24 protein-coding genes are annotated in these 26,060 nt (G+C 69.3%); 10 read left to right on the top strand and 14 right to left on the bottom strand.

The genetic code is table 11. The features are described from left to right. Window positions 1-16: 16 nt before the first annotated feature. Together ACFU5V_RS31185 and ACFU5V_RS31180 are read left to right on the top strand one after the other, a co-directional pair. Window positions 17-1,390, top strand: a complete 1,374-nt coding sequence (locus ACFU5V_RS31185; protein ID WP_378703722.1) for an acyclic terpene utilization AtuA family protein — start codon at window positions 17-19, stop codon at window positions 1,388-1,390. Next, a complete protein-coding gene (locus tag ACFU5V_RS31180; RefSeq protein WP_095863509.1) occupies window positions 1,387-1,716 on the top strand; it encodes a hypothetical protein in 330 nt (109 codons plus the stop codon). Before ACFU5V_RS31185 ends, ACFU5V_RS31180 begins: the two co-directional genes overlap by 4 nt. Here ACFU5V_RS31180 and ACFU5V_RS31175 read toward each other — a convergent pair. Genes ACFU5V_RS31175 through ACFU5V_RS31145 form a run of 7 tightly spaced genes read right to left on the bottom strand, consistent with a single transcriptional unit; the run spans window position 1,713 to window position 8,137 of the window. Further along, a complete protein-coding gene (locus ACFU5V_RS31175) occupies window positions 1,713-3,110 on the bottom strand; it encodes an AMP-binding protein (protein WP_378703720.1) in 1,398 nt (465 codons plus the stop codon). The two genes, ACFU5V_RS31180 and ACFU5V_RS31175, sit on opposite strands and share 4 nt — an antisense overlap. After that, complete coding sequence (locus tag ACFU5V_RS31170) at window positions 3,103-3,705, bottom strand: energy-coupling factor transporter transmembrane component T family protein (RefSeq protein WP_378429828.1); 603 nt, start codon at window positions 3,703-3,705, stop codon at window positions 3,103-3,105. The genes ACFU5V_RS31175 and ACFU5V_RS31170 overlap by 8 nt, the downstream gene beginning before the upstream one ends. Beyond that, a complete protein-coding gene (locus tag ACFU5V_RS31165) occupies window positions 3,702-4,382 on the bottom strand; it encodes an energy-coupling factor ABC transporter ATP-binding protein (protein ID WP_087555067.1) in 681 nt (226 codons plus the stop codon). Before ACFU5V_RS31165 ends, ACFU5V_RS31170 begins: the two co-directional genes overlap by 4 nt. Beyond that, window positions 4,379-5,506 carry a thiolase family protein gene (locus tag ACFU5V_RS31160; RefSeq protein ID WP_378703718.1) on the bottom strand — a complete coding sequence of 376 codons (1,128 nt, stop codon included), beginning with the start codon at window positions 5,504-5,506 and terminating at the stop codon, window positions 4,379-4,381. The genes ACFU5V_RS31165 and ACFU5V_RS31160 overlap by 4 nt, the downstream gene beginning before the upstream one ends. Beyond that, window positions 5,503-6,624, bottom strand: a complete 1,122-nt coding sequence (locus ACFU5V_RS31155; protein WP_378703717.1) for a class I adenylate-forming enzyme family protein — start codon at window positions 6,622-6,624, stop codon at window positions 5,503-5,505. Before ACFU5V_RS31155 ends, ACFU5V_RS31160 begins: the two co-directional genes overlap by 4 nt. Continuing rightward, window positions 6,621-7,205: a biotin transporter BioY gene (locus ACFU5V_RS31150; protein WP_083395608.1), complete on the bottom strand. Its 585-nt coding sequence runs from the start codon at window positions 7,203-7,205 to the stop codon at window positions 6,621-6,623. Before ACFU5V_RS31150 ends, ACFU5V_RS31155 begins: the two co-directional genes overlap by 4 nt. Continuing rightward, window positions 7,202-8,137 (bottom strand): DMT family transporter, encoded by a 936-nt coding sequence (locus tag ACFU5V_RS31145; RefSeq protein WP_378703715.1) that lies wholly within the window; start codon window positions 8,135-8,137, stop codon window positions 7,202-7,204. Before ACFU5V_RS31145 ends, ACFU5V_RS31150 begins: the two co-directional genes overlap by 4 nt. An 83-nt stretch (window positions 8,138-8,220) precedes the next feature. Here ACFU5V_RS31145 and ACFU5V_RS31140 point away from each other — a divergent pair, with 83 nt between their 5' ends. Beyond that, window positions 8,221-9,144 (top strand): LysR family transcriptional regulator, encoded by a 924-nt coding sequence (locus ACFU5V_RS31140; protein WP_378703714.1) that lies wholly within the window; start codon window positions 8,221-8,223, stop codon window positions 9,142-9,144. Here ACFU5V_RS31140 and ACFU5V_RS31135 read toward each other — a convergent pair. The 5 genes from ACFU5V_RS31135 to ACFU5V_RS31115 form a co-directional block, all read right to left on the bottom strand. Beyond that, on the bottom strand, window positions 9,136-10,137 hold the full coding sequence (locus ACFU5V_RS31135) for a sugar phosphate isomerase/epimerase family protein (protein ID WP_378703712.1): 1,002 nt from the start codon (window positions 10,135-10,137) through the stop codon (window positions 9,136-9,138). The genes ACFU5V_RS31140 and ACFU5V_RS31135 overlap by 9 nt on opposite strands. A gap of 50 nt (window positions 10,138-10,187) precedes the next feature. Beyond that, window positions 10,188-11,366, bottom strand: a complete 1,179-nt coding sequence (locus tag ACFU5V_RS31130) for a Gfo/Idh/MocA family protein (protein WP_378703710.1) — start codon at window positions 11,364-11,366, stop codon at window positions 10,188-10,190. Window positions 11,367-11,595: 229 nt separating this feature from the next. Continuing rightward, window positions 11,596-12,663 carry a LacI family DNA-binding transcriptional regulator gene (locus tag ACFU5V_RS31125; protein WP_378703708.1) on the bottom strand — a complete coding sequence of 356 codons (1,068 nt, stop codon included), beginning with the start codon at window positions 12,661-12,663 and terminating at the stop codon, window positions 11,596-11,598. Between the two features lie 141 nt (window positions 12,664-12,804). Continuing rightward, window positions 12,805-13,986 carry a DUF2254 family protein gene (locus ACFU5V_RS31120; RefSeq protein WP_378703707.1) on the bottom strand — a complete coding sequence of 394 codons (1,182 nt, stop codon included), beginning with the start codon at window positions 13,984-13,986 and terminating at the stop codon, window positions 12,805-12,807. Continuing rightward, on the bottom strand, window positions 13,983-14,648 hold the full coding sequence (locus ACFU5V_RS31115; RefSeq protein ID WP_378703705.1) for a hypothetical protein: 666 nt from the start codon (window positions 14,646-14,648) through the stop codon (window positions 13,983-13,985). Before ACFU5V_RS31115 ends, ACFU5V_RS31120 begins: the two co-directional genes overlap by 4 nt. Window positions 14,649-14,862: 214 nt before the next feature. On the opposite strand from ACFU5V_RS31115, the gene ACFU5V_RS31110 reads away from it, so the two are divergent. The 6 genes from ACFU5V_RS31110 to ACFU5V_RS31085 all read left to right on the top strand — a co-directional run bounded on the left by ACFU5V_RS31110 (window position 14,863) and on the right by ACFU5V_RS31085 (window position 23,527). Further along, entirely contained in the window at window positions 14,863-17,217 is a 2,355-nt protein-coding gene (locus ACFU5V_RS31110) for a sulfatase-like hydrolase/transferase (RefSeq protein WP_378703703.1), read from the top strand. 131 nt (window positions 17,218-17,348) lie between these two features. Then, on the top strand, window positions 17,349-19,253 hold the full coding sequence (locus ACFU5V_RS31105; RefSeq protein ID WP_378703702.1) for a helix-turn-helix domain-containing protein: 1,905 nt from the start codon (window positions 17,349-17,351) through the stop codon (window positions 19,251-19,253). Between the two features lie 147 nt (window positions 19,254-19,400). Then, on the top strand, window positions 19,401-20,675 hold the full coding sequence (locus ACFU5V_RS31100; RefSeq protein WP_378703701.1) for a hydroxymethylglutaryl-CoA reductase, degradative: 1,275 nt from the start codon (window positions 19,401-19,403) through the stop codon (window positions 20,673-20,675). 1 nt (window position 20,676) lies between these two features. Further along, on the top strand, window positions 20,677-21,645 hold the full coding sequence (locus tag ACFU5V_RS31095; RefSeq protein WP_378703699.1) for a hydroxymethylglutaryl-CoA lyase: 969 nt from the start codon (window positions 20,677-20,679) through the stop codon (window positions 21,643-21,645). Window positions 21,646-21,677: 32 nt separating this feature from the next. Beyond that, the gene (locus tag ACFU5V_RS31090) at window positions 21,678-22,151 is read left to right on the top strand and encodes a hypothetical protein (RefSeq protein WP_378703698.1); all 474 of its coding nucleotides are present in this window, start codon (window positions 21,678-21,680) and stop codon (window positions 22,149-22,151) included. After that, a complete protein-coding gene (locus tag ACFU5V_RS31085; protein WP_378703696.1) occupies window positions 22,148-23,527 on the top strand; it encodes a tripartite tricarboxylate transporter permease in 1,380 nt (459 codons plus the stop codon). Before ACFU5V_RS31090 ends, ACFU5V_RS31085 begins: the two co-directional genes overlap by 4 nt. A gap of 10 nt (window positions 23,528-23,537) precedes the next feature. Here ACFU5V_RS31085 and ACFU5V_RS31080 read toward each other — a convergent pair whose 3' ends face one another. After that, window positions 23,538-24,236, bottom strand: coding sequence for a GntR family transcriptional regulator (locus ACFU5V_RS31080; protein ID WP_378703695.1), 699 nt, complete (start codon window positions 24,234-24,236; stop codon window positions 23,538-23,540). A gap of 90 nt (window positions 24,237-24,326) precedes the next feature. Here ACFU5V_RS31080 and ACFU5V_RS31075 point away from each other — a divergent pair, with 90 nt between their 5' ends. Next, window positions 24,327-25,460 carry an AbrB family transcriptional regulator gene (locus ACFU5V_RS31075; protein ID WP_378703694.1) on the top strand — a complete coding sequence of 378 codons (1,134 nt, stop codon included), beginning with the start codon at window positions 24,327-24,329 and terminating at the stop codon, window positions 25,458-25,460. Here ACFU5V_RS31075 and ACFU5V_RS31070 read toward each other — a convergent pair. Continuing rightward, window positions 25,420-25,926 carry an FBP domain-containing protein gene (locus tag ACFU5V_RS31070; RefSeq protein ID WP_378429843.1) on the bottom strand — a complete coding sequence of 169 codons (507 nt, stop codon included), beginning with the start codon at window positions 25,924-25,926 and terminating at the stop codon, window positions 25,420-25,422. The two genes, ACFU5V_RS31075 and ACFU5V_RS31070, sit on opposite strands and share 41 nt — an antisense overlap. Between the last annotated feature and the right edge of the window lie 134 nt (window positions 25,927-26,060).

Below are 26,060 nucleotides of genomic sequence, written 5' to 3'. Positions count from 1 at the left end.
AAAGGACTTCGAAACCGTGACACCATCGAGCACCCGCGGCAGCACCGCGCGGAGCGTGCGGCTCGGCGCAGGATCCGGGTTCTCCGGGGATCGCATCGACCCCGCCGAGAAACTCGCCCGGCACGCCGACCTCGACTACCTGATCTTCGAATGCCTCGGCGAACGCACCGTCGCCGCCGGAAACGCTCGCCGGCTGGAGAACCCGGACCAGGGTTACGATCCGTTGCTCGCCGCACGCATGCGGGCGGTGCTCCCGCACACCCTCGCGTCCGGGACCACGGTGATCACCAACGCCGGCGCCGCCAACCCGCTCGCCGCCGCGGAACTGGTCTCCGGCATCGCGTCCCGGTCCGCGGGCCGTCCGGTGCGCATCGCCGCGGTCACGGGCGACGCGGTGCTCGAGCAGGTGCTGCGCCACGACCCTGTCGTGTGGGAAACCGGGAAACGCCTGTCTCAGCACGACGACGTGCTCGTCTCCGCGAACGCGTACATCGGTGCGGACGCCGTGCTCCCCGCGCTCGAACTGGACGCCGACGTCGTCGTCACCGGCCGCCTGGCCGACCCGTCGCTCTACGTCGCCCCGCTCGCCCACCACTTCGGGTGGGATCTCGCCGATCACGAAACCATCGGCGCCGCAACTGCGATCGGGCATCTGCTCGAGTGCGCCGGGCAGCTCACGGGCGGGTACTACGCCGATCCGGTCACCAAACCGGTGAAGGGCATGGCCGATCTGGGCTTCCCGTTCGCCGACGTCCTCGCCGACGGATCGGCGACGTTCGGCAAGCTCGACGGATCGGGCGGCATCCTCACCGAACGAACCTGCGCCGAGCAACTCCTGTACGAGGTGGGTGATCCCACGTCGTACCTGACCCCGGACGTCACCGCCGACTTCGGCACCGTGTCGTTCACCGGCGTCGGACCCGACCGCGTCGCCATCACCGGCGCAACCGGACGTCCCCGCCCGCAGGAACTGAAGGTGACCCTCGGCTTCCGCGGCGGCTGGCTCGGCGAGGGGCAGATCAGCTACGCGGGACCGCGCGCCTACCCCCGCGCCCGGCTCGCCGCCGACATCGTCACCGAACGACTCGTCGACGTGCACGGCGTCAGCGAGGACGCCGTCTCCGTCGAATACATCGGCGCCGGTGCCGCTTTCCGCGGACTCGACACGGACACCGATGCCCGCGAGGTTCGCGTCCGCGTGACGGCCCGGGCACGGACCCGCGAGGAAGCCGACCTCGTCGGCTGGGAGGTGGAAAGCCTGTACACCAACGGACCGGCAGGCGGCGGCGGTGCCCGGCGCTCCTCGACGGAGGTGCTCGCGATCCGCTCGTGCACCCTCCCCCGCGAACTCGTGCCCACCCGCGTCCATCTCACGGAGGTGTCGAAATGACCACGCCCGCCACCGTTCAGCGCATCGACGCACTCGCGGACGTCCGTGCCGGCGACAAGGGCGACACGCTCATCGTCGCCGTCCTGGCCCGGGACCGCGCCGCCTACGGCCTGCTCGAGCGGAGACTGACCGACGACGTCGTCGCCGCCCACTACGGTGAACTGATCACCGGACCGGCCCGGCGCACCTGCCAGCCCAACCTGCTGGCGATGGTGTTCGAACTGCCCGGCGTCCTCGGTGGCGGCGTCACGGGTTCACCCGCGCTCGACGGGCACGGCAAGACGCTGGGCTACCACCTGCTGAGCCTCGAAATCCGGGACGTCTAACCGGGATTCGGGTTCCGCGAGTCGGCCAGGGTGGCGGCGAGTGCGGGACGATCGAGCTTGCCGCGCGGCGTGCGCGGCAGGCTGTCCACCACGAGGACCTGAACCGGCATGCTGGGGCTGGGGAGGGTGGCGCGCAGATGCCGCCAGATCTCGGCGGTGCTCGGGGCGTCGCCGCGCACGACGATCGCGGCGGCGGGCGCCTCCCCCATCCGTGCGTCGGGAACCCCGATGCACGCGGCCTCCGACACCCCGGGCAACGCGGTCAGCGCCGCTTCGACGGCCGCGGGTTCGACATTGAGTCCCGCCCGGATCACCGTGTCGCTGTCGCGGCCGAACAACTGCAGACTGCTGCCCACCACCCGGCCGCGGTCGCCCACCGTCATCCACCCGTCGTCGGGGCCGTTCACCACACCGTCCTCGGTGAGGTACCCGTCGAACAGCATGTCGCTGCGCACGTGCACCAGGCCGTCGCGGATCTCGGCGTCGACGCCGTCGAACAGTTCGCCCGCCGAATGCTCGTCGGCGGCACCGAGACCCCGGTCGTAGGACACGAAACTCAGTTCGGAGGCGCCGTAGAAGTGCACGAGCGACGCATTCGGCAGGACGTCCTGCAACGCCTCACGCCCCGTGCGCGGCCACCGGGCCGCCGAGGACAGCACCTCCCGGACGCTGTCGACGGGGCCGATCCCCGACCGCACGACGTCCCAGGCGATGGTCGGTACCGAGTACAGGTGGGTGGCCGCGTCGCCCAGCGACTGCGTGACCGGCCGCAGGTCCACGGTCGCGCCGCGGCTGAGACCGTGGATCGCGCCGTACAGGAAATGCGTGTGGTCGAGGACCCCGGGCACCGCCACGCGGTCGCCGCCGCCGATGTCGAACGTCGTGTCGGAACGGTCGAGGGTCGTGGCCCACGATCGCTGATTGCGCACGAACAACTTCGGTTCACCGGTGGTACCGGAGGTGATGCCGACCAGCAGTTCGGCGCCCGGGTGTGCCCGGCCCGCGGTGCCGTCGGATTGCAGGGTGTCGGCCGTCTCGACGGTCCCGTCGAATCCCAGCCTCCGCAGCCGGCGGTGCTGGTGCGGCGCGGCGACGACGGCACCGGGTTTCGCGAGTTCGAGCACCCGCGTCAGCTGCGCGGGCAGCAGGTGCCGGTGCAGCAGGACGACGCTGACGCCCGCGTGCATCGCGGCCGTCACGACGACCAGAGACCCGACGTCCGACGTCGGCAGCACGGCGACCCGGTCCATGCCGTCGAGCCCGGCCGCGGTCCGGGCGACGCGCGACCAGAACCGGCCGTAGTCGACGGTCTCGCGGGCGGAGACGATCGCTACCGCCTCCGGGTTCTCGGCGGCGCGACGGGCGATGCGTTCGGCGGGCAGCAGCTCAGTCATCGTCCACTCCCCGTGCGACGAGGGCGTCCCCCATCGCGTCCGCGGTCCGGAGGGCACGCACCAGAACCGGTGTGGCCAGCGCCGTCATCGACCATTGCAATCCTCGTGCCTTCCGCGCCTGCGCCACCTCCTGCACGATCCCGGTGAGCAGCGGGATACACCGGATCGCCAACGCGAGGAGGAGCCCGATCCGGTCCGGGTCGACCCCGACTCTCCGCAGCGGCCCGAGTGCGCGCGACACGGTGTCGAGCATGTCGGTGACCCGGGTGGTGAGCGTGACCAACGCGGCGAGCGCCACCGAGATCAGCAGCACCCCGCACACGACGACCGCCCGCGACGGGGACGTGATCAGCACCTGGAACACCGCGATGATCAACAACATCCACACCACGGGGCGCAGTTGCGCCACGGCCACCCGCCACGGAATGGCGGCCACCACGAACAGCAGTCCCACCAGAACGACGACGACGCCGACCTCGAGTGGGGTGCGCACGAACACGGTGGCCGCGACGATCGACAGAATCAACAGCAGCAGTTTCAGCCCGGCGGGCATCCGGTGCAGCAGCGAGTCGCCGGGGCGGTACAGCCCGATCATTCGACCAGCTGCCGATACGCGGGGACGGCGTCGTCCGGGCTGCCGTCGAACGCGACGAGACCGTCGTCGATGACGATGACCCGTTCGAAGCTCTCCAGCAACGCCAGTTGGTGGGTCACGACGATCACCTGCTGGTCCATCGAATCGAGCGCCTCGGAGACGACGCGCGCGTTCCGCAGATCCAGCAGCGTGGTCGGCTCGTCGGCGATGACCACCTCGGGCCTGCGGATGAGAACGGCGCCGATGGCGAGCAACTGCTTCTGGCCCCCGGACAGCAGGTGCGCGGGATGCTCGGCGTGCTTGTCGAGCCGGAACCGCACCAGGATCTCCTCGACGCGGGCCGCGATCTCCTCTTTGCTCAGACCCGACCGGCGCAGCGAGAACGCCAGATCCTCGGAGACGGTGGGCATGACGATCTGGGTGTCGGGGTCGGTGAACACGAACCCGACCTTGCGCCGCACCTGCGCGCCCTTCCGGGCGGCGTCGACGCCGTCGACCGTGACGGTGCCGGAGGTGGGTTTCAGCAACCCGTTGATCATGCGCGCCAGCGTCGACTTGCCGGAACCGTTGGATCCGATGATGCCGACGCGCCGCTCGGCGAAGCGCAGGTCGACGCCGCGCAGCACCTGGCGGTCGCCGAAGGCGTGACTCACCGAGTCGAAGACGATCTCGCTCACGACACACGCTCCACGAGCACGGCGATGCCCTGTCCGCCGCCGATGGCGCAGGCGGCGAGTCCGAGCGCGGGTCCGTCCTCGCGCAGCATCTGACTTGCCAAGCGCACCAGCAGGATCGCGCCCGACGCCCCCCAAGGGTGTCCCATGGCGATGGCGCCGCCCTGCGGGCAGATCACGGATTCGTCCAGACCGAGTTCGTCCGACACCGCCAGCACCACCGACGCGAACGCCTCGGTGATCTCGACGACGCCCAGATCCGCCACGTCGTGCCCGGTTCGCTTCAGGAGTTTGCGGATCGCCGGAACCGGACCGAGCCCGGGCAACGCGGGGTCCGATCCCGCGACCGCGGAGCCGAGCACCCGCAGCGCAGGCAGTCCGGCGGCCAGCGTCTCGGTGGTCACGGCCAGCACTGCGGCGCCGTCGGAGATGCCGCACGAGTTCCCGGCAGTGGCTGTTCCGCCGGCACCGAAACTGGGGCGCAGTCGCGCGAGCCTTGTCTCCGTCAGGCCTGCGCGAATGCGCTGGTCCTTCGCGATGTCGCCGATCGGCACGATCTCCGACGAGAAGTCGGCGGCCGCAGCCAGGGCGTGCGACCGCGCCGCGTACGCGTCCTGCCGCTCGCGGCTGATGCCGCGCACCCGGGCGAGATCGTCGGCGGCCACACCCATGTCGGGGTCGGGAAAGCCTTGCGGCGCAAAGGGAGCGCGGGTGTAGCGCACCGGGTCGGCGCCGGCGACCGGCGGCCAGAACCGCCACGGCGCGGTGCTCGCCGATTCGACGCCGCCCGCCAGGATCAGCTCGTCGGCGCCGCTGCGGACGCGCAGCGCGGCCTGCATCACCGCGTCGAGACCGGAACCGCACTGCCGGTCGACGGTGACCCCGGGAACCTCCACACCCAGCCCCGCCCGCAGTGCCGCGACCCGTGCCGGGTCGCCGCCCGGCCCGAGACAGTTGCCGAGCACGACGTCGTCGACCTCGGCGTCGAGGCCCGACCCGCGCAGCGAGTCCACGACGTCGCGCAGCACCGGGGCGGCCAGATCGGTGGTGGTCAGATCGGCGAACCCGTGCCCGGCATTGCCGATCGGCGTCCGGCGCGGCGCGACCAGTACAGGGACAGAGCTCATGCCAGCCAGTCTCTCACTCGGCCTCGGGCGACCTTGCCACTGGCGGTCCGCGGCAGCGCCTCGATCGGCACCCAGCGGCGGGGCATGGCTTCCTTCGTCAGCGCCCGGCGCGCGTGCGCACGGATCTCTGCGATCTCCGCGGTGCCGTCGAGCTCCACCACCGCGGTGACGGTCTCGCCGAGCACCGAGTGCGGCGTTCCGACGACGGCGACCGCGGCGATGCCGTCGAGCGTCCCGAGGATGCGCTCGACGTCCTCGGCGACCACCGTGGTGCCGCCGACGTTGATCGCGGAGTCGCCCCGGCCGCGGACGGTCAGTTCCCCGTTGTCGCCGAGTTCGGCCAGGTCACCGACGCCGAACCAGTCCGGTGCCCCGATCACGCTGTACGGCGAGCGGACGTACAGCAGACCGTCGCGGATGTCGGCCTCGACACCGCCCAGCAGCCGCAACGGTTCGGGGACCTTCCGCGCGGCGACGAGGGATAGTTCCGCAGCGCCGTAGTACTCGACGATCTCGATCCCGTCCGCCATCGCGCGGGCGCCGTCGTCGAGGGCGGTGCCTGCGACGATCGCGGTGCGCAGCTTCGGCGCCTTCCCCACCACGTCGCGGAGAACGGCGGGGACGGCGTGCACCACCGTCGCCCGCGACGGGTCGTCGGTGACGCACGCGCCGCGCCACAGTGCGTGCACCGCACCGAACAGGTGCATCGTGGCGTGCAGCGGCCCGGTGATCAGCACGTGGTCGGTGGGTTCGATCCCGGTGATCGCGGTGAAGGCGGGGAAGCTGTCGAACCAGGATGCCGCGGTACGCGCGAGCGGACGGGGCCTGCCGGTGGAACCGGACGTGGCCACCAGTAGGAAAGCCGACGGCGGAATCGCGGGCCGGTCGGGACGGGCGTCGGGGTTCTCGACGATCACCGCGGTCCCCTGCCGCGCGGCGGCGCAGACGCAGATCAGTGCGTCTGCAACCGGCAACTCCGACGCGTCGTGGACGGACGCGTCGGAGCCGTGTTCGTCGATCCACCGGTCGATCGCCCGGTCGAGTTGGGCGTAGGTGTATGTGCGGCCGTCGACGTCGAGAGCAGGCTGATCGCCGGCGCCGCCGAGTACGGCAGTCACGTACGGATGAGGCCGGGGTACGCGCGGTGCACACTCTTGGCGACGACGGTGGCGACGACGACCTTCAGCGCGTCGCCGGGGATGAACGCGAAGTTGGTGGTGATGGCGGCGCCGACCCCGAGGTCGGTGCGCAGCAGCAGCCCGATGGTGCCGAACAGGTAGATGATCACGATCCCGCCGAGGGCGTTGATCAGCAGACCGAGAGCGATCGGGTACTTCGGCAGGATCCGCGCGGTGAGGAGGCCGATGACCAGCGTCGCAGGAAGCCACCCGATGAGGTATCCGGCGCTGGGACCGGCGAGCGCCGTCAGTCCGGTGCGGCCGCCGGACAGCAGCGGGAGTCCGATCAGGGTCAGTGCGAGGAAGACCGCGACGGCGGCGGTGCCCTTGCGTGCACCGAGCACGGCGCCCGCGAGGATGACCCCGAGGGTCTGCAGTGTGATCGGCACGCCGCTGAAGCCGACCGTGATGGCGCCGGGCAGACCCAGCGCGGCGATCAGTGCGGCGAACACCGCGATCTGCGCCATGTCCCGCGCTGAAATACCGAGCCTCGACACCCGAGCACTCCCGACTTCTGTCATGACGACTCCTCTTGCTTCAAACTTGAACGACGTTCAAGGTAGCAGGTCGGCGCCGCCAACGGTGCGGCAGACTCCGGCACCTCGTCCGCGATGGGCGACGTGCGCGCCCCGGCCCGCGCCGCCCCGATTCCCGCCGCGACGACGAAACAGATCCCGGCCACCGCCGCGCGGTCCGGTACCTGCTGCAACACGACGAGTCCGATGATCAACGCGAAAGCCGGTTCCAAACTCATCAGTGTCCCGAACGCCGCCGTATTCAGCCGGCGCAGGGCGAGCATCTCCAGCGTGAACGGCACTACCGGCAGCAGTATCGCCAATCCCAGCCCGATGATCAACAGGTCCGGCGTCATCTTCGCGAGCATCGACGGCCCGCCCACGACGGTCGCGACGAGTCCGGCGACGGGCATGGACACCGCGAGTCCGTTGACACCCGCCACCTCGTCCCCCACGCGCTGGGTGAGCACGATGTAGAGCGCCCAGCACGCGGCCGCGCCCAGGGCGAACAGGATTCCGACCGGGTCGACGCCGCCGACCCAGGGTTGCGTCAGCAACAGCACTCCCACGGCCGCCAGCGCCGGCCACCGGAGGCGGCCCCGCCCGTGCACGACCGCGACGCCGAGGGGTCCCAGAAACTCCAGTGCACTCGCGGTTCCCAGCGGGATCCGGTCGACCGCGGCCATGAACAGCAGGGTGACCGCGGCCGTCACCACTCCGAGCAGGATGCACGCGACGAGGGAGGAACGCGTGAACGCCTTCGGCCGGGGCCGCACGATCACGGCCAGCAGCACCCCGGCCCAGGCCAGGCGCAACCACGCGGCCCCCTCGGCGCCGACGCGTTCGGAGACGCCGACGGAGATCGCGAGTCCGGTCTGCACGCACAGCATCGAGGTCAGCGCCATCGTCGCGCCGACGTGGGTCGGGTTCCTGGTCATGCCTGCATTGAAGGACACCGCAACCGTTCACGTCCACGTGACTTTCATGGACAAACCGTTCGGCTATCGCGAACAATGCGTGGGTGGACACGCGGCGCCTGCATCTCCTGCTCGAGCTCTCCCGCCTCGGCTCGATGCGTGAGGTCGCCGAGACACACCGGCTGACCACCTCGACCGTCTCCCAGCAGATCGCCGCGCTGGCGAAGGAGACGGGTGCGCAGCTCGTCGAACCGATCGGCCGCCGGGTGCGGCTCACCCCGGCCGGTCGCCGGCTCGCCGATCACGCCGTCACCATTCTGGCCGCCGTCGACGCCGCCCGGCTCGACCTCGACCCCCACGCCGAACCGGTCGGCACCCTGCGCGTCGGGGGTTTCGCGACGGGCATCCGGGTGTCGCTGCTCCCCGTCGTCGCCGAACTGGCGCACACCCACGCGCAGGTGGACGTGGTGATCAGCGAATACGAGCCGGTCGAGGCGTTCGCACTGCTCGCCGACGACGAACTCGATCTCGCCCTGACCTACGACTACAACCTGGCGCCTGCGTCGCCCGGCGCGGCGCTCGAGGCCGTCCCGCTGTGGTCGACGGCCTGGGGACTCGGCGTCCCCACAACCGACGCGGTCGAACCCGCCGACGTCGCGGCGTATGCCGATTCGCCGTGGATCGTGAATTCCCGCAACACCGCCGACGAGGACGCCGTCCGCACGCTGGCCTCGCTCGCGGGGTTCACACCGCGGATCGCCCACCAGATCGACAGCCTCGACCTCGTCGAAGACCTCATCACCGCCGGCTACGGCGTAGGGCTGCTGCCCGCCGACCGTCCCACCCGAGAAGAGGTCACCGTCCTGCCGCTCGGCAACCCGAAGGTGGTGCTGACCGCGTATGCCGTGACCCGCCGCGGCCGGTCCACCTGGCCGCCGCTGCGGCTGGTCCTCGACCGCCTGGCCGCACAGCGGACAGAACTCCCCACCCGCGCGGACACGGGTGGGGAGTCGGGGGTCCTAGCGTGATGCAACGGCGGACGCGGCGTCCTTCAACGTGCGGGCAGCGACCTGCAACCCTTCGAGCTGTCCGAGTTCGACGTCCTCGTGCTCGATGTTGACGGCCATGTCGGGGTCGACTCGCTGCAGCGCCGCGAGGAACCGCGACCAGAAGTCGACGTCGTGTCCGCGGCCGACGGCGACGAAGTCCCATGCCGAGTCCTCGGGCCACTTGTTGACCACGTGCCTGCCGCCGAGCCCGGTGGGGTTCTGATCGGCGGGGATCCGGGTGAACCGGTCGTCGAGGACGCCGTAGATCTTGCAGTTCTCGTTGATCCGGGTGTCCTTCGCCGCCGCGTGGAAGACGAGGTCACCGAGCCAGTCGACGGCCGCGACCGGGTCGATGCCCTGCCAGAACAGGTGCGACGGGTCCATCTCGGCACCGACGTTCGTCGCACCGGTCTTCTCGACCAGACGCTTCAGCGTCGGCGGGTTGAACACCAGGTTCTGCGGGTGCATCTCGATCGCGACCTTGACCCCGTTCTCGCGGGCGAGCGCGTCGATCTCCGTCCAGAACGGCACCGCGACCTGATCCCACTGGTAGTCGAGGGAGTCGAGATAGCCGCTGTCCCAGGTGTTCACGTGCCATGCCGGCCACTGGCCGCCCGCGTGCGCGGCGGGCAGCCCGGACATTGTGACCACCCGGTCGACACCGAGCAGGCCGGCGACGCGGATGGCGTTGCGCAGGTCCTCGGCGTCCTCGACGCCGACCTCGGGGTCGGCGTGCAGGGGGTTGCCGTTGCAGTTCAGGCCTGCGATGGCGACGCCGGTTTCATCGAACACCTTCAGGTACTCCTGCGGCGACACCTCGCCGGAGAGGAGTTCCTTGACGGGCAGGTGCGGGGTGGGCAGGAATCCGCCCGCGTTGATCTCCGCGCCCTCGAGTCCGAGGGACGCGATGGTCTCCAGGGCCTCGCGCAGGCTGCGGTCGTGCAGGATGGCGGTGTACACACCGAGTTTCATGAGGGTTCCTTGCGTGGTGGGAAGAAGTTGCGGTTCAGGGGTTTTGCGGCTCAGCCGATCTTGACGGCTGCCCCGTTCGCACGGGCGGACTCCGCGACCGCGGTGACGATCTGCATGCCGCGCAGGGCGTGAGCGAACGTCGGCAGCGGGCCGAGGACGTCGATGCCGGCGATCTGGTCGAGGAAGGCGCGGGCCTGGTAGGCGAAGAACTCGGCCTTGCCGTGTCCGACACCGCCCGCGTCCATCGGCAGGCCACCCTGGATGTACGGGTGCTGCGGTCCGACGATCACCCGTCGCTGACCGTTGACGGCGGGGTCGATGCCCTCGCTGGACACCGAGAATTCCGCGGCGCGAGCCAGATCGAAGGCGGCGGAACCGGACGTCCCGAACAACTCGAATCCGAGCCCGTCCGGAAGCTGGTGCGCGACACGGGAAGCGGAGAACGTGCCGACCGCGCCGTTCTGGAAGCGCGCGGTGAACGTCGCGAGGTCCTCGTTCTCGACGGGCGCCATCTCCCCGGTGGTCTCGGCCTTGGTGTGGCCGTACGTGACTCCGGCAGGCACGGGACGCTCCGTGATCACCGTGGCGAAGGTCGCGCCGCTGATCTCGACGATGGGACCACACACGAACTCGGCCATGTCGAGCAGGTGGCTGCCGACGTCCGCGAGCGCGCCGGTGCCGGGACCGCCGCGGTGCCGCCAGGTGATCGGCGAGGCGGGGTCGAGGCCGTAATCGCACCAGTAGTGCCCGTTGAAGTGGATGATCTCGCCGAGACGCCCGGTCGCGAGTTCGTCCCGGATCGCCTGGATCGCGGGTGAGCGGCGGTAGGTGTATCCGACGGTGGCGATCGTGTCGGCGTCCGCCGCCGCCGCGACCATGGACTCGGCGTCCGCGATCGACCCGGCCAGCGGCTTCTCGCACAGCACGTGCTTTCCGGCGGCGAGGAGCCCCTCGACGATCTCCCGATGCAACTGGTTGGCGACGACCACGCTCACCGCGTCGATGTCCGGGGATTCGGCGATCGCCTGCCAGCTGTACTCGGCCCGCTCGTAGCCGTACCGCTTCGCGGTGTCGTCGGCAACGGCCTCGTTGGTGTCGGCGATCGCGACGAGACGCACGTCCGGCCGGTCGGTCCCGAACAGGGTCGACGCCATGCGATATCCGGCGGCGTGCGCTCGTCCGGCCATGCCGCCGCCGATGACGGCGACACCGATCGAGTTGGAGGTCATGAGTGAAGCCTTTCGAGAGGGTGAAGAAACCGGCGGATGTCCTGTCCAACTAGTTCGGTCTATTTGACCGGTCTAGTACGACTACTATGAGCTGAGTCACGCCACGGTGTCAAGCCCGGTGCCGAGCGACATGCGCCTACGCGTCGGAGCAGACGGGAACACCCGCCGAGCGCCCTGCAGCCTCGGCGGGTGGGATAGTGAAAACTAGTGCGTCAGTGCACGTTCCCGATCAGGACACGTCGGACCGGGATCCTTCCACCGGCGCGGGCGCCGGTCCGGTGGTCCGGCGCGTGACGAGCCGGGGCCGGAGAACGGTCGCGATCGATTCGGTCCTGCCGCGGTCCAGCCGCTCGATGACCGCGTCGACCGCCGTGGCGGCCTGCTCCCGCGGTTGCTGATTGACCGACGTCAGATCGATGTGCGCGAGCTGAGCCAGGAAGCTGTCGTCGTATCCGGCGACGGAGACGTCCTCCGGGATCCTCACGCCCCGGCTCCGCAGTTCGCTGATCAGCCCGATGGCACTGCGGTCGTTCGCCGCGATCACCGCGGTGGGTAGCTGGGACCGCTCGAGCAGAGTGTGCGCCGCGACCGTCCCGGCGTTGTCGGTGAAATCGCCCTCGACGACGTCGACGTCGAGGCCGTGACGGCGCATGGCGCGGCTGTAACCCGATCTCCGGTCGGCCGCGATCGTGCCCGCACCGCCACTGAGGTGCGTGATCTGCCGATGACCCAGTTCCACCAGATGATCGACGACGGTGCCGATCCCCTTGCCGTCCGCGGTGCGCACGACGTCCACCGAGCTGTCGCCGACGCGTCGACCGACCACGACCACCGGAAGCCGCTCCCCCAGCGCGTCGAGAACGTCGGTGTCGAGTTCGGTGCCGAGCAGAATCAGCGCCTCGCAGCGGAAATCGAGCAGAGTGTCGACCACCTTCTGTTCGGCATGGGTCGGAGTGAGCGCACCGAGCACCACCTCGTACCCGTTCTCGTCGGCGGCGGCGACGAGGTACTCGACCATCTCGGCGTGGAAGCTGTTGCGGATGTCGGCCATCACGCCGACGAGGTGGGTGCGCCGAAGCGACATCAGTGCGGCGGTCCGGTTCGGCCGGTAGCCGAGCTCGTCCGCGACCTCGAGGACGCGTTTCCGCGTCTCGGCGCTCGGTCCGGCGACGCGCCGAAACACCATGGAGACCAATGCCTTCGACACACCCACTCGATCGGCGATGTCCTGCATCGTGACGGCCTGCCGGGGCATCTGAACGGAACCGCCGCTCCGGGAATCGTCGTCGCTTCGCATGTGCGGACCCTTTCGCTCGCCGGGCACGAGGCACACCCAGGGTATCCGACACGGACCGAAGTACTAGACCGGGCTACCTCCCCGAATAGTCCAGGTGCCACGACGAGAAGCATCGCGCCGGGCGCGGGATCGTCGGCCAGCTCACACGGGAGGGGGAAGGAGTGTGCCGAGGTGTTCGTTCACCCGGGTCAGCCGCTGGGTGAGGACGTCGCGGTGGTCCGGGTGGGCCCGGTTCCGCACGCGTTCGAGCAGTGTCTGGATGCGGATGAGGACACTGGGTGTGGTCGCCGCCGCGGGGATGAGGTCGTCGAGGCTGGTCCGGACGAAGTCGTCCCACCCCGGTCGTGCGATCACCAGGCGCAGAGCGTTGTTGCGGTCGGTGACGCGCCGGGATTCGATCGGTGCCGCGGCGGCCCGGGCGAGCAGGTCCTCGAGGTAGTCGAGGGCCTGGACCGCCGTCGCGGGGTCGTTGGGCCGCAGCGCGCGTAGCGCGATGTCGGTGAGGAGCCTGAAGGCCAACAGCGGGTCTTGTTCGAATGTCCGCTCGCTGCCGACAACCAGCCCGCCGAGAACGATCGACGGTGCCAGTTCCCCATAGATGTCGGCGACCGGGGTGCCGCACTGCAGGGTGGTGCCTGGGGCTGCGCGCAGGACGATGACGGCGTTCGCGGTCTGAGCGGCGCCGACCAGGCGGTCGACCAGAATTTTTTGCAGCACGGCAGGTGATGTCGGCCAGGTAACCATGGTGCGAGGCTCGGGCAGGGGGGCTGCGGGTGACACAACTGTGCTCGCGGCTGTGGGGCTCGCAGCGTCGAGGACGTCGCGGCCGCGGGCAGCGATGGAGTTCAGGACGGGCGAGAGTTGGATGGAGGTTGCCGCTGTCACCTGGAGGGTCCGCAGCAGCACGGCCATCACGGCCAGCAAGACGATGGCGATGATCAGGACAGCCATCGAGACCCGGGCGCGGGGGCCGGTGGCGAAGGCCGCGGAGATGCAGAAGACGGCCACGCCGAGGGCGAACGCGAAGGTCTGCCGCAGAATCGGGGTGTCCCGGAATTGGGTCAGGCGCGGGCTGTAGTTCGAGGCCACCCACCGCACGACCAGGATCCCCAGTGAGTAGATGACGGCGACCAGGCCGAGCACACCGAGTCCGATCGTGGTCAGGACGCCGATCACCTGCTGCGCCGGCAGTTCGGGTCCGCGCCGGATCCTCGGGACGGTCAGCCCCAGGCCCAGCCCGACGAGGATGTACAGCGCCACTGTGAGTTCGGCGTACAGGATGCGCCGACGACGGTAGGCATCACCGGCGGGCGCTGTGCTCATGCTCCTCCCTCCCGCGGCCGGACCGATTGTCGGTGATCGGTGGCGAGGATGTACACGCTGACTGCCAGCACCCACGCCGGGAAGACCAGCGCCACCCAGAGACTGAAGCTGACGACCACCAGCAGCACCACCGCGAACAGGTAGGTGGCGATCACCAACGGCCCGGGCATCAGCCGGGTCCGCCACCACATCGTGGCCAGGGAGATCATGAACACGGCGGCCATCCGCACGGCGTAGACGTTGGTGACGTGCAGCATCACCTCCCGCCCGAAGTACACGATGTCGTTCTCCGGGACGTTGGCGTTCCGGGAGACGGCGAGTAGTGCGCCCGCGAGCGCCATCGACACGAACGTCATGGCGAGGAACAGCAGCCCGCTGCCCACGAAGACGGTCGAGAAGAAGCGGTCCTCGAGGTCGCCGAACCGGTCGCGGAGGACCCCGATGAACCACAGGAACGCGATGCCCGCGAACGGGGCGAGGAACAAGGCGGTGGTGATCTGCGAGCCACCCCGCGCCCAGGGCGCGCTTGCGGTGGCCGGCATCGCCGCGGCCAGCAGGGCAATGCTGGTGGCGAAGAGCACACCGAAGACGATGCCCGCGATCGCCGCGGAACGCGGCGTCCGAAGCCGTCGGTACCGGGCCCCGCCGCGTGGATCGGCCATGGGATCAATCATCGCCGAAATCGGGGGTGGGAACCAGCAGACAATGGACCCGTCGCGGCCGCGCGCGGCGCTGCTGCACAGCGGGTGAACAAACCCCGCGAGGCTTGCGCGTGGCGGGGGTAGACGCTCGGTCGCCGCACCGGGAACGATGAAAAGGTGGGGTTCCCGCATGCCGAGAAGTGCGCAGCGGACCGTCGACCGGAGGAGCGACGCCATGGCCACGAACCGTAAGGGCAAGATCGCCGTCGATATTCGAGATTCGGTTGCGGACTGGTCACCGTACCTGCCCGCCGCGGCCCCCGAGGGCGCCCCGAACGTGTTGATCATCGCGTGGGACGACGTGGGCTACGGCAGCATGGATGTCTTCGGCGGTCCCATCGAGACCCCCACCATGCGGCGCATCGCCGACGCGGGTGTGCGGTACTCGAACTTCCACACCACCGCGCTGTGCTCGCCCACCCGCGCCTCGCTGCTGACCGGCCGCAACGCCACCTCCAACGGAATGGCCACGGTCGCCGAACTCAGCTCCGGGTTCCCCGGCATCTCGACGCACATCCCCTTCGAGAACGGATTCATCTCCGAGGTGCTGGCCGAACGCGGCTGGAACACCTACTGCGTCGGCAAGTGGCACCTGACCCCGAGCGAGGAATGCAACCTGTCGGCGGTCAAGAGCCGGTGGCCGCTCGGTCGCGGGTTCGAGCGCTTCTACGGCTTCCTCGGCGGCGAGTCGAACAGCTGGTACCCGGACCTCGTCTACGACAACCACCCGATCGAGGCTCCCGGAACCCCCGAAGACGGCTACCACCTGTCGAAGGACCTGTCCGACAAGGCGATCGAGTTCATCCGCGACGCCAAAGCCGTCGACCCGGACAAACCGTTCTTCATGTACATGGCCCCGCAGGCCGGGCATGCCCCGCACCACGTCCCCCCGGAATGGGCCGACAGATACAAGGGCACGTTCGACCAGGGTTACGAGGCTATCCGCACCGAAATCCTGGCCCGGCAGAAGGAACTGGGCCTGTTGCCGAGGGGCACCGAGCTGTCGCCGATCAACCCGCACGGGGAGCCGAACACGACCGGCCCGGACGGACAGCTCTGGCCGATCCTCGACACCGTCCGCCCGTGGGACTCGCTCACCGCCGACGAGCAACGCCTGTTCATCCGGATGGCCGAGGTATTCGCCGGATTCATCTCCTACGCCGACGATCAGCTCGGCCGGGTGATCGACTTCCTCACCGAATCAGGGCAACTCGACAACACCCTGCTCATCGTGATCTCCGACAACGGCGCCAGCGGCGAGGGCGGACCGAACGGTTCCTTCAACGAATGGCGGTTCTTCAACGGCGTCGCCGACACCACCGAGGTGACACTGCCGCACCTCGACGAACTCGGCGGCCCCGCCTCGTACAACCATTACAACACCGGATGGGCCTGGGCGTTCGACACCCCGTTCCCGTACTGGAAGAGGTGGGCCGGATACGAGGGCGGCATCGCCGACATGTGCATGGTCTCCTGGCCCGCCAGGCTGCAACCCCGCACCGAACCGCTGCACCAGTACATTCACGCGGTCGACGTCGTGCCCACCATCTACGAACTCCTCGACATCGAACCGCCCGCGGTGCTCAAGGGCTACACACAGAGCCCGATCGAGGGCGAGAGCTTCGCAGCGACGCTGACCGACCCCACCGCCCCGGGGAAACAGACCCAGTTCTACGCCATGCTCGGGCAACGTTCCCTGTACCACGAGGGATGGCTCGCGTGTTCGCTGCACCCGCCGATCTCCGGGTGGGGCAACTTCGGCCACGACGTCTGGGAGCTCTACCACCTCGACGAGGACCGAGCCCAACTCCACAACCTCGCCGACACCGAACCGCAACGCCTCGCCGAGATGAAGGAACTCTGGTTCTACTACGCCGGCATCTTCAACGGCCTCCCACTCGACGACCGCAACGCCCTCGAACAGGTCCTCGCCGACCGCCCCCACCCCGGCAAACCCCGCGACCGCTACGTCTACTACCCGAACTGCGCGGACGTCCCAGAAAGCGCCGGTGCCCCGATCACCGGCCGCTCGTACACCATCGCGGCCGGCGTCCACGTGGACACTTCCGACGCCGAGGGTGTCCTCTTCGCGCACGGCGGCGTCGCGGGCGGGCACAGCATGTACGTCAAAGACCACCGACTCCACTACACGTTCAACTGGCTCGGCACCCGAATCGAAGACGTGGCCGCCGACCGCGACATCACCCCCGGCGGGCACGTGTGCACCGCCGAATTCACCGTGAAAGGCAAGAACGAGGACCCGGCCATGCCAGGGTTCGCCGGCACCCTCGACCTCTACCTCGACGAGCAGCAGGTGGCCAGCAGCGAAATCGTCACCCAGCCCGGCGTGTTCTGCCTCGTCGGAGACGGAATCTGCGTCGGACGCGACAGTGCTTCCCCGGTCACCGCCGACTACACCGCACCGTTCCCGTTCACCGGCGGCACCATCGACAAGGTTGTCGTCGACGTCTCCGGGGAGCACTACGTCGACCACGAGGCACAGGTCCGGGGCTGGTTCATGATCGACTAGCGCCGCTCACCGGAGCAGCCGCACCAGCCTCGATTTTCCGTCCGCGGCAACTGCCCGCCGTGCCGGGATTCGTGCGGGGCGCTGATCTCGATCAGTAGGGACTTCTCCGCCGGTCAGGGCAGAGTGTGGGCATGGATTCACGGGAGGCCGGCGACGCGCTGGGGATACTCGCCGACGCGATGACCGGCGAACGGTCGGTCGACTCGGCCGCGGTGCGCGAGGCGCTCGAGCAGGTCGCGGCCGGTCCGGCCGACAAGTCGGCGTTCGCGGAGAAGGTGCGCAGGCACCAGGTCGAGCTGACCCGTTTGCGGAGGCGCGAACGCGAACTCGGGGTGTTGTTCTCGAGTGCCCGCGAACTCGCCGAACTCCGTGACATCGACGCACTCCTCGGACGGCTGGTGAGCCGCGCCCACGAGATGATGGGCACCGACGTCACCTACCTGTCCGAGTTCGATCCGGCGAACCGGGAACTGAACGTCCGCAAGACCGTCGGCTCGGTGACGCCGCAGTTCCAGCACCTGCGCGTTCCCCCGGGGATGGGACTGGCCAGCCAGATCGCCGATTCCCGAGCTGCACAATGGGTTCTGCGTTACCAGGACTACGCGGAGGGACCGCACGAAGATCTGATCGACGACGCGGTCTCCGCGGAGGGAATCGTGTCGATTCTCGGGGTGCCCATGCTGTCGGACGGCCGCGTGCTCGGCGTCCTGTTCGCCGCCACCCGCCAGGAACACACGTTCACCCCGGACGAGATCGCCGTACTGTCCGCGCTCGCCGATCACGCATCGGTGGTGCTGCAGACCGCGAGCACCCTCGACCAGGTGCGCAGGTCCGAGGACGAGGCCCGCGCGGCGCTCGACCGCCTGACCGACTATCTGCAGGTGCGGGACCGCTCTACCGTGGTGCACCAGGAACTGATCGAGGCGGTTCTGATCGGTGGCGGATTCGAGCAGGTTGCAGGCACTCTCTCCACCGCACTCGGACGCACGGTCACGATCGTCGACCGGGAGTTGCATCCCGTCGCCTCCCACCCGACGGATGCCGACCCACAGTCCGTCCAGCTGTCGCAGGTGGTGCGGGATGCCATTGCGTCGAGCCGCACCACCGGCCACTGCGTTCGCGTCGACGACCCCGGGACGCCGATCGTCGCCGCCGTCACCGCGGGCGAGTTGTATTTCGGCGCGGTACTGGTCGGAGCCGGGGACCTCGAACTCGGCCCGGTCGACGAGCGCACCATCGAACGCGCCGCGCAGGTCGGCGCACTGCTGGTGCTGCAGCAGAATGCGATGGCCGACGCAGACCTGCGTGCCCGCGTCGAGTTGGTCGCGGACCTGCTCGACCCGGCACCCGAGCGGCGCCGCGACCTGGAACGACGGGTACGCGCCCAGCGAGTCACCCTCGCCGCCCTCGACACCGTCGTGCTGATCTCGGTTTCGGCCGAGAATCGTGCCACCGCCGCCCGCGCGGCCACCGCCTTCGTCGGCGATCACGGTCTCGTCGGGGAACATGCGGGCGTGGTCGCGGTGGTTCTCACCGCCACCGCCCCGCCCGAGCTCACCTCGGACCTGCGCAACCACCTACGCGAGATGTTGCACGGTCCGGTGCTGGCGATCACGACACCTCGCGCGGGTTCGCCGGACGCGCTCCCCGCCCGATTCGAGTCCGGGCTGCGCACCTCCCGACTACTCGCCGCGCTCGGCACCACCGACGCCGCGGTCAGCACCGACGCGTATCTGCCCTACGCTCTGCTGTTCGACACCGATGCACGGACCTTGAACGCGTTCATCGACGCGACGATCGGGCCGGTACGCGCCTACGACGACGGCAAGGGAACGGACCTCCTCGCCACGTTGCGTGCATTCGTCCGTAACGAGGGAAGTCCGACGAAGACGGCGCGGGCCCTCAACTACCACACCAACACGATTCTGCAGCGCCTGAACAGGCTCGAGATGCTGCTGGGGCCCGAGTGGCGGAGCGACGAGCACCTGTTCCGGATCTCGGCGGCGGTGCGTCTCGACGAACTCAGGGGACAGTGATGGTCACACATTCCTGACCGGAAAACATGTGTGATGAGTACATGTCGGGGTCGTCGGTGTGGTCCTACTGTGTGAACCGAAGCACAGAACAGGGTTGCCGTCGGGGCTCACCACACGCCCCCGCCCGTGAGTACGTGGAGGAACACAGTGCCCGTCAACAGCCGCATCCCCGGTCTCAAGGATTCCAGCGCGCAGCAGCGCCGCACCGTGATCGCCGAGAGGACCGGCCTGTCCGAACTCGACGTCGCCGTCTTCGATCCCGGCCAGGGCCTCGGCGTCGATCAAGCAGATCACATGATCGAGAACGTCGTCGGGGTCATGGCGATCCCGGTGGGCGTCGCCACCAATTTCACCGTCAACGGGCGTGACTACCTCGTCCCGATGGCTACCGAGGAGCCGTCCGTGGTGGCCGCCGCCAGCAACGCCGCCAGGATGGCGCGGGTCCACGGGGGCTTCCACACCTCCAGCACCGATCCGGTGATGCAGGCCCAGATCCAGATCCTCGAGTGCCCCGACCCCGAGGCGTCCCGGCTGCGGGTGCTCGAGGCACGCACGGAGATCATCGAACTGGCCAATGCCCAGGATCCGATGCTGGTCCGATTCGGCGGCGGCGCCCGCGACCTCACCGTGCGACTCGTCCCGACGCGCACCGGAGTGCACGTGGTGGTGCACCTCCACGTCGATGTGCGAGATGCCATGGGCGCCAACGCTGTCAACACCATGGCCGAGGCCATCGCCCCGCGGCTGACCGAGATCGCCGGCGGGCGTTCGCTGCTGCGGATCCTGACGAACAAGGCGGACCTCCGCATCACCCGGGCCCGGGCCGTGTTCGACAGGGATCTGCTCGGCGGCGAAGAGGTGGTCGACAACATCGTCCATGCGTCCGCGCTCGCCGAATCCGACCCCTACCGCGCAGCGACCCACAACAAGGGCATCATGAACGGCATCACCGCCGCCGTCCTGGCCACCGGCAACGACACCCGCGCGGTCGAGGCAGGCTGCCACTCGCATGCGGTCGCCGCGGACGGCCGGTACACGGCGCTTTCGCACTTCGAGAAGACCGTGGACGGTCACCTCTCCGGCACCCTCGAGGTGCCGATGGCCGTCGGACTGGTGGGTGGCGCCACCAAGGTGCACCCCGTCGCGCAGGCGGCGGTGAAGATGCTCGGCGTCTCCACCGCCTCGGAGCTGGCGGACGTGATCGTCGCGGTGGGGCTCGCGCAGAACCTGGGCGCCTGCCGCGCGCTGGCCGCCGAGGGCATCCAGCGCGGCCACATGAGTCTGCACGCCCGCACCATCGCCGCCTCGGCCGGCGCCACCGGCGACGAACTCGATCTGGTGGTCACGCGGCTCATCGACGACCAGCGCATCCGGGTCGAGCACGCGGAAAAGGTGCTCGCCGACCTCCGTTCCGGACACTGACGTGACCACCCCCGCAGATCTCGAACCCGTGTGGCGTCCGGCGCCCCACGAGTTCGCCGACTCGTCGCTACCCTCTGCGGTCCGCGTCTACGAGGTCGGACCGCGTGACGGGCTCCAGGCGGAGTCGGCGATCGTCCCCACCGCGGTCAAGGCGGAGTTCTGCCGTCGGCTCGTGTCCGCCGGGGTCCGATCCCTGGAGGTGACGAGTTTCGTTTCCCCGAAATGGATTCCGCAGCTCGCCGACGCCGAGTCGCTCATGGCCGAACTCGACCTTCCCGACGACGTCCGCCAGGTCGTGCTGGTCCCCAACGAGCGGGGGCTGGGTCGGGCACTTGCCGCGGGCGCCCGGGAGATCGCCGTTTTCGTCAGCGCCACCGAGACGTTCGCCCGGAAGAACCTGAACACCTCCGTCGCCGGCGCGCTCGACAACGCCCGGCCGGTGGTCGCGGGTGCGCGCGCCGAAGGAATCGGCACCCGTGGCTACATCTCGATGTGCTTCGGTGATCCGTGGGAGGGGCGGGTGGATCCCGGCCGTGTCGCCGATATCGCCGCGGAACTGGCGGGCACGGGATGCTCGTCGATCTCGCTCGGTGACACCATCGGCGTCGCCACCCCCGGCCACGTCCGAGCCGTGCTCGACGCCGTCGTGGCCGCCGGTGTGCCGGTCGACTCCATCGCCGGACACTTCCACGACACGTACGGCCAGGCACTCGCCAACGTCCACGCCGCGCTGATCGCGGGAGTCACCGAATTCGACACCGCGGCGGGAGGCCTCGGCAGATGCCCGTACGCGAGGGGTGCCACCGGGAACCTCGCCACCGAGGACCTGGTGTGGATGCTGCACGGCCTCGGCATCAGCACAGGCCTCGACCTCGATACCCTGACCGACACCTCCCGCTGGATGGCCGGGCACATCGGCCGTCCCAGCCCGTCTCGGGTGGCGACGGCCCTGACCGCCGCACTCTCCTAGCGCACGACACCCCTCACACGGAAGTACAGACGATGTCCATCGAAAGCCAGCCCGCCTCGCAGGCGCCCCCGCCCACCGACGATCAGACGCCCCGGCCTCGTTACCTCGAGGTGTGGGGCGACACGGTGGCCGGACGAGATCTCGCCGTCTCCGTCGTCATCGGTATCGTCGTGAGCGTCTGCGCGCTCCTCGGCGCCACCGCGCTCTTCAACTCCTTCGTCACGGATTCGTCTCTGGCAGACGCGTATGCGCTTCTGGTCGGCATCGCCGCATGCCTCGTCGCGGGCATTGTCAGCGGGAAGTTGTTCCGACCCAAGCGGAACATCACCGTCGACTCGTCCGAGGGCGACAAGGTCGGCGACGTGATCCGGGTGCTGCAGGAGGAACGTCAGGGGCTGGGGTCGGTCAGCGACCTGCCTGCCCAGACGGTCCAGGAATTGAAGGATCTCGACCTCTACGACCGGTTCGCCGAGGCGGAGACGCACGGGAGGGGCGGACGATCATGAGCGTGCTGCTCACCAACGACGTCCTCGTCGCGATCGCGCTCGGCGTCATCGGCGCCGTCGTGTTCTCCCTGATCGGGCTGGTGTCCGGAACCGACGAGACGGCCACCATCGCCCCGCTGACCCTGCTGGTCATCCTGCTCGGCGCCCCGCCCGCGGCGGTGTTCACGTTCTTCCTCGCCGGCGCCGTCGCCAAGCACATGACCCACGCGGTGCCCACCACGCTGCTCGGCATCCCCGGCGACACGATGGCCGTGCCGCTGATGCGTGAGGCGCGGCTGCTGCGCAGCCTCGGTGTGCCACACATCGCCCTGCGCAAGGCGATCTCGGGTGCGATCATCTCCGCGTTCATCGCCGTCCCCGTGGCGGTGCTGTTCGCCACCCTGCTCGCCCCGGTGGCGGACACCGTCCAGTCGGTGGCGCCGTGGTTGTTCCTCGTCGCCGCCGTCGCGATCGCCTACACGTCGCCGGGCAAATGGTCCGGGGTGGCCGCGCTCGTGCCGTTCGTCGTCCTCGTCCTCGCGCTCAAGTCGCTGACGAAGAGCTACGACGTCTCCCTCAACATCAGCTACTTCCTCGGCATCGCGGTCGGTCCCCTCATCGCGGACCTGTTCCTCGTACTGGGTGCGTCGGGACGAAAGGACATGGCCCGCAAGGAACCGGCGACGGTGTGGCTCGCCCCGGAGATCAAGGGATGGAACGGGTATTTCCCGAACCCGTTCCGGATGCTCGACCGCAAGCAGACGGCGCACGTCGCCGCGACCGCGACCGTCTCCAGCGCCACGTTCGTCTTCAGCCCCGTCGCGATGACCGTGCTCATGGGCGAGGTCGTCGGATCCCGGGTCAAGCAGGGCTACCACCGGTTGACCTCGGTGATCGCCGCCCGCAACGGGACCACCGAATCGACGTACATCGCCGAAGCGCTCATTCCGCTCATCGCGTTCGGGCTGCCGCTCAGCCCGGTCGCGGCAGGACCGGCCGCTCCCCTGTTCAACGCGCCACCGGTCTTCACCACCGACGACGGCACCGGGCAGATCCGCAACCTGTCCACGGCACTGACCAACTGGGAGTTCCTGCTCTACGGTCTCGGTGCCGTGGCGATCGCCGCTATCATCGCCTACCCGTTCGCGATGAACTTCGCCCACCGCGCGGCCACCCTGGTCGTCCGGCACGTCAGCCACGAGGCGATCATCGCCACGTTCACCGGCCTGGTCGTCGTCATCAGCGTGTGGGAGGGCGGCATCCTCGGGCTCGCCGTCACCCTCACCGTCGGACTCGTCGGCGGTCTGCTGTCTCGGGCGTTCAAGATCCACGCCGGCGTCCTGTTCATGGGGTACTACGTGGCGGTCCTCAGCGTCCCCGCCATCCTCGCGCTCTGACCGACCCCGGCTACGCGGTGACCAGGTCGATGGAGATACCGGATCCCTGAGGATCGACCACCGCCGCGAGAATGGTCTGCTGCGTCTGCGTCAGGTGCTCGGCGCAGGCTGCGGCAGCGGCCGCCCCGTCGCCGGAGAGGATCGCACGGCACATCGACAGATGCTCGGCCAGCGAGACGTCCAGGCGGTCGGGGCGGGAGTGGGCGATGTTGCGCAGCCGCTCGGTGTGCGGACGGAGTTCGGCGATCGAGCGGGCCAGCTGCGCGTTCCGGGTGTGCGCGATGACCGCCTGGTCGTAGGTTTCGGTGAGTGCGTAGTAGCGATCGCGCCGGTCCTCGGACGGCTCCTCCCGGGAGATCGCCTCGAGTGCTTCCGCTACCTCTTCGAACTGCTGCCGGGCCGCGGAGTCCCGGGCGACGGTCTCGGCGACCATACGCGCCGCGGCCGCCTCGAGCAGGATGCGTAATTCGAAGAGGTCGCGGACGCTCTTGATCGAGATGGGAGCGACCCGGGCGCCCTGCCGGTCGACGAGCGTGACCAGCCCCTCCGCTTCGAGTCGAAGGAAGGCCTGACGGACGGGGGTACGGGACGCCGCGTACCGCGAGCCGACGTCGAGAGCACTCAGCGATTGCCCCGGCGACAGAACCCCGTTCAGGATGTCCGCCCTGAGCTGCCCGTATACCTGTTCGCTCTTGCTCTCGCCCGCCATGCATACATTCTAACGTTCGCAATGGCATCGGCTAAGGTATACGTTAATGCACACCATCGAAGAACAGCATCCCGACAAAGGCGCCCGATCGTGAACGACGTGCACACCCCCGAACGGACCGTGCCGACGCGCGCATCCCGACTGCGCGGAGGCGGACTCCGATGGGCCGCGCTGATCGCACTCTCGGCCGGCGGCTGGGCGCTCGGCGAGAGCATCGGACTCACGGCGGCCGGCCTTTTCGCGGCCCTGATCGTCGCAGCGGCCCTGGCCGTCACCGGATGGGGTCCGCCCCGTGTGCCCCGCCCGTTGGGCAAGCTTGCCCAGGGCGTGCTGGCCAGTGCGGTCGGGCTGATGGTGCACCGGGAGACGATCGCCGCCCTGGGCTCGCTGTGGGTGCCGGTGGTCTCGATCGCAGCCGCGACCCTGGTGATCAGTGTGGCGGCCGGAGCCCTCCTCGCGCTGCATCGTGACGTGGACGCGGTGACCGGATCCCTGGCCATGACGGCGGGCGGCGCCACCGGACTCGTCGCGATGGCCCGCGAACTCGGCGGCGACGACCGCATCGTCGCGGTGGTGCAATATCTGAGGGTGGCGCTCGTCGTCGTGTCGATGCCGATGATCGTCACGTTCGGTTTCCGCGCGGATACCGGTACGGGAACGGCGACGGCCACCGACGGCGGCGGCGCCGAATGGTATGTGGCACTGCCGTTCCTGGCGCTGTTCATCGTGGGCGGCACCGCTGTGGCGTCCCTTCTGCGACTGCCCGCACCCGCGACGCTCGGTCCGCTGGCGGTGAGCGCCGGATTCGAACTCGGCGGCTGGAGCGACGCGGCCTCGGTCCCGCCGATGCTGATGACCGCCGCGTTGATCCTGATCGGCTGGCAGGCCGGGCTCGCATTCGACCGGGCGAGCCTGCGGGCGATCGGACGGATCCTGCCGTACGCCGCGCTGCTCACCCTCCTGGTCGGGGCGGCGTGCGCAGGCCTGGGCATCCTTCTCGCCCACCTCACCGGCGCGAGCCTCCTCGAGGCCTATCTCGCCACCACCCCCGGCGGTCTGGCGGCGGTGCTGGCCGTGTCGGCCTCCACCTCCTCCAACGTCACGTTCGTCGCCGCCGCGCAGGTGCTGCGGCTGATCATCATGCTCGTCACCACCCCGATCATGGCGAAGGCATTCGCCCACTTCAGTTCTCGGCGCCGCCGCGCCCGTAGACCCGCGAGATGAAGGCGTCGAGGTTGTCGCGAACCCGCGCGATCCTCTCCTCCGGTTCGAGATCCTCGCGGTACTGCCTGCCCAGCGCGGGCGACTTCTTCCGGCGCGCGTACAGCGAGCAGGCGAGGTCGGCGCACATGTACGTGCCGATCGAGTTGCCCCGGCGCCCGGACTCCCCCGACTTACGCGCAGTCATCAGCGAGACGCCGCCATTTGCGTGCGTGGTCATGCAGACCGTGCACATCTGCGCGCGGCGGTAACCGCCCGTCTCGTAGCGCAGCGCCACGCCGACCAGTCGACCCTCCCGCGGTACGACGACATAACAGCGGCCGGGAAACGACGGGTCGCTCCAGCCGAGGAAGTCGAGGTCCTCCCACGGCCGATCGTCCAGGTCACGAGGTACCGGCAGGCGCTTGGCGTCGCCCTTGGAGCAATTGATGAACGACGAGCGAATGTCGTGTTCGGTGACGGGTTCCATGACGAAAAGAACTCCTTCTGTCGACGGGTGGACAAAGCCTCGTGACACTACGGACCACGGCAGCGGCGGGCAACGGATTTTCGGCATTCCACGTTGCGCGGACGCGCCCCCGTGCAGGCAAACGAGAACCATTT

The organism is Rhodococcus sp. NPDC057529, from assembly GCF_042802055.1.
Taxonomy (GTDB): Bacteria; Actinomycetota; Actinomycetes; order Mycobacteriales; family Mycobacteriaceae; genus Rhodococcus_F.
The sequence above is the reverse complement of the archived record's forward strand: the minus strand, read 5'-3'. Positions and strand labels throughout refer to the sequence as shown.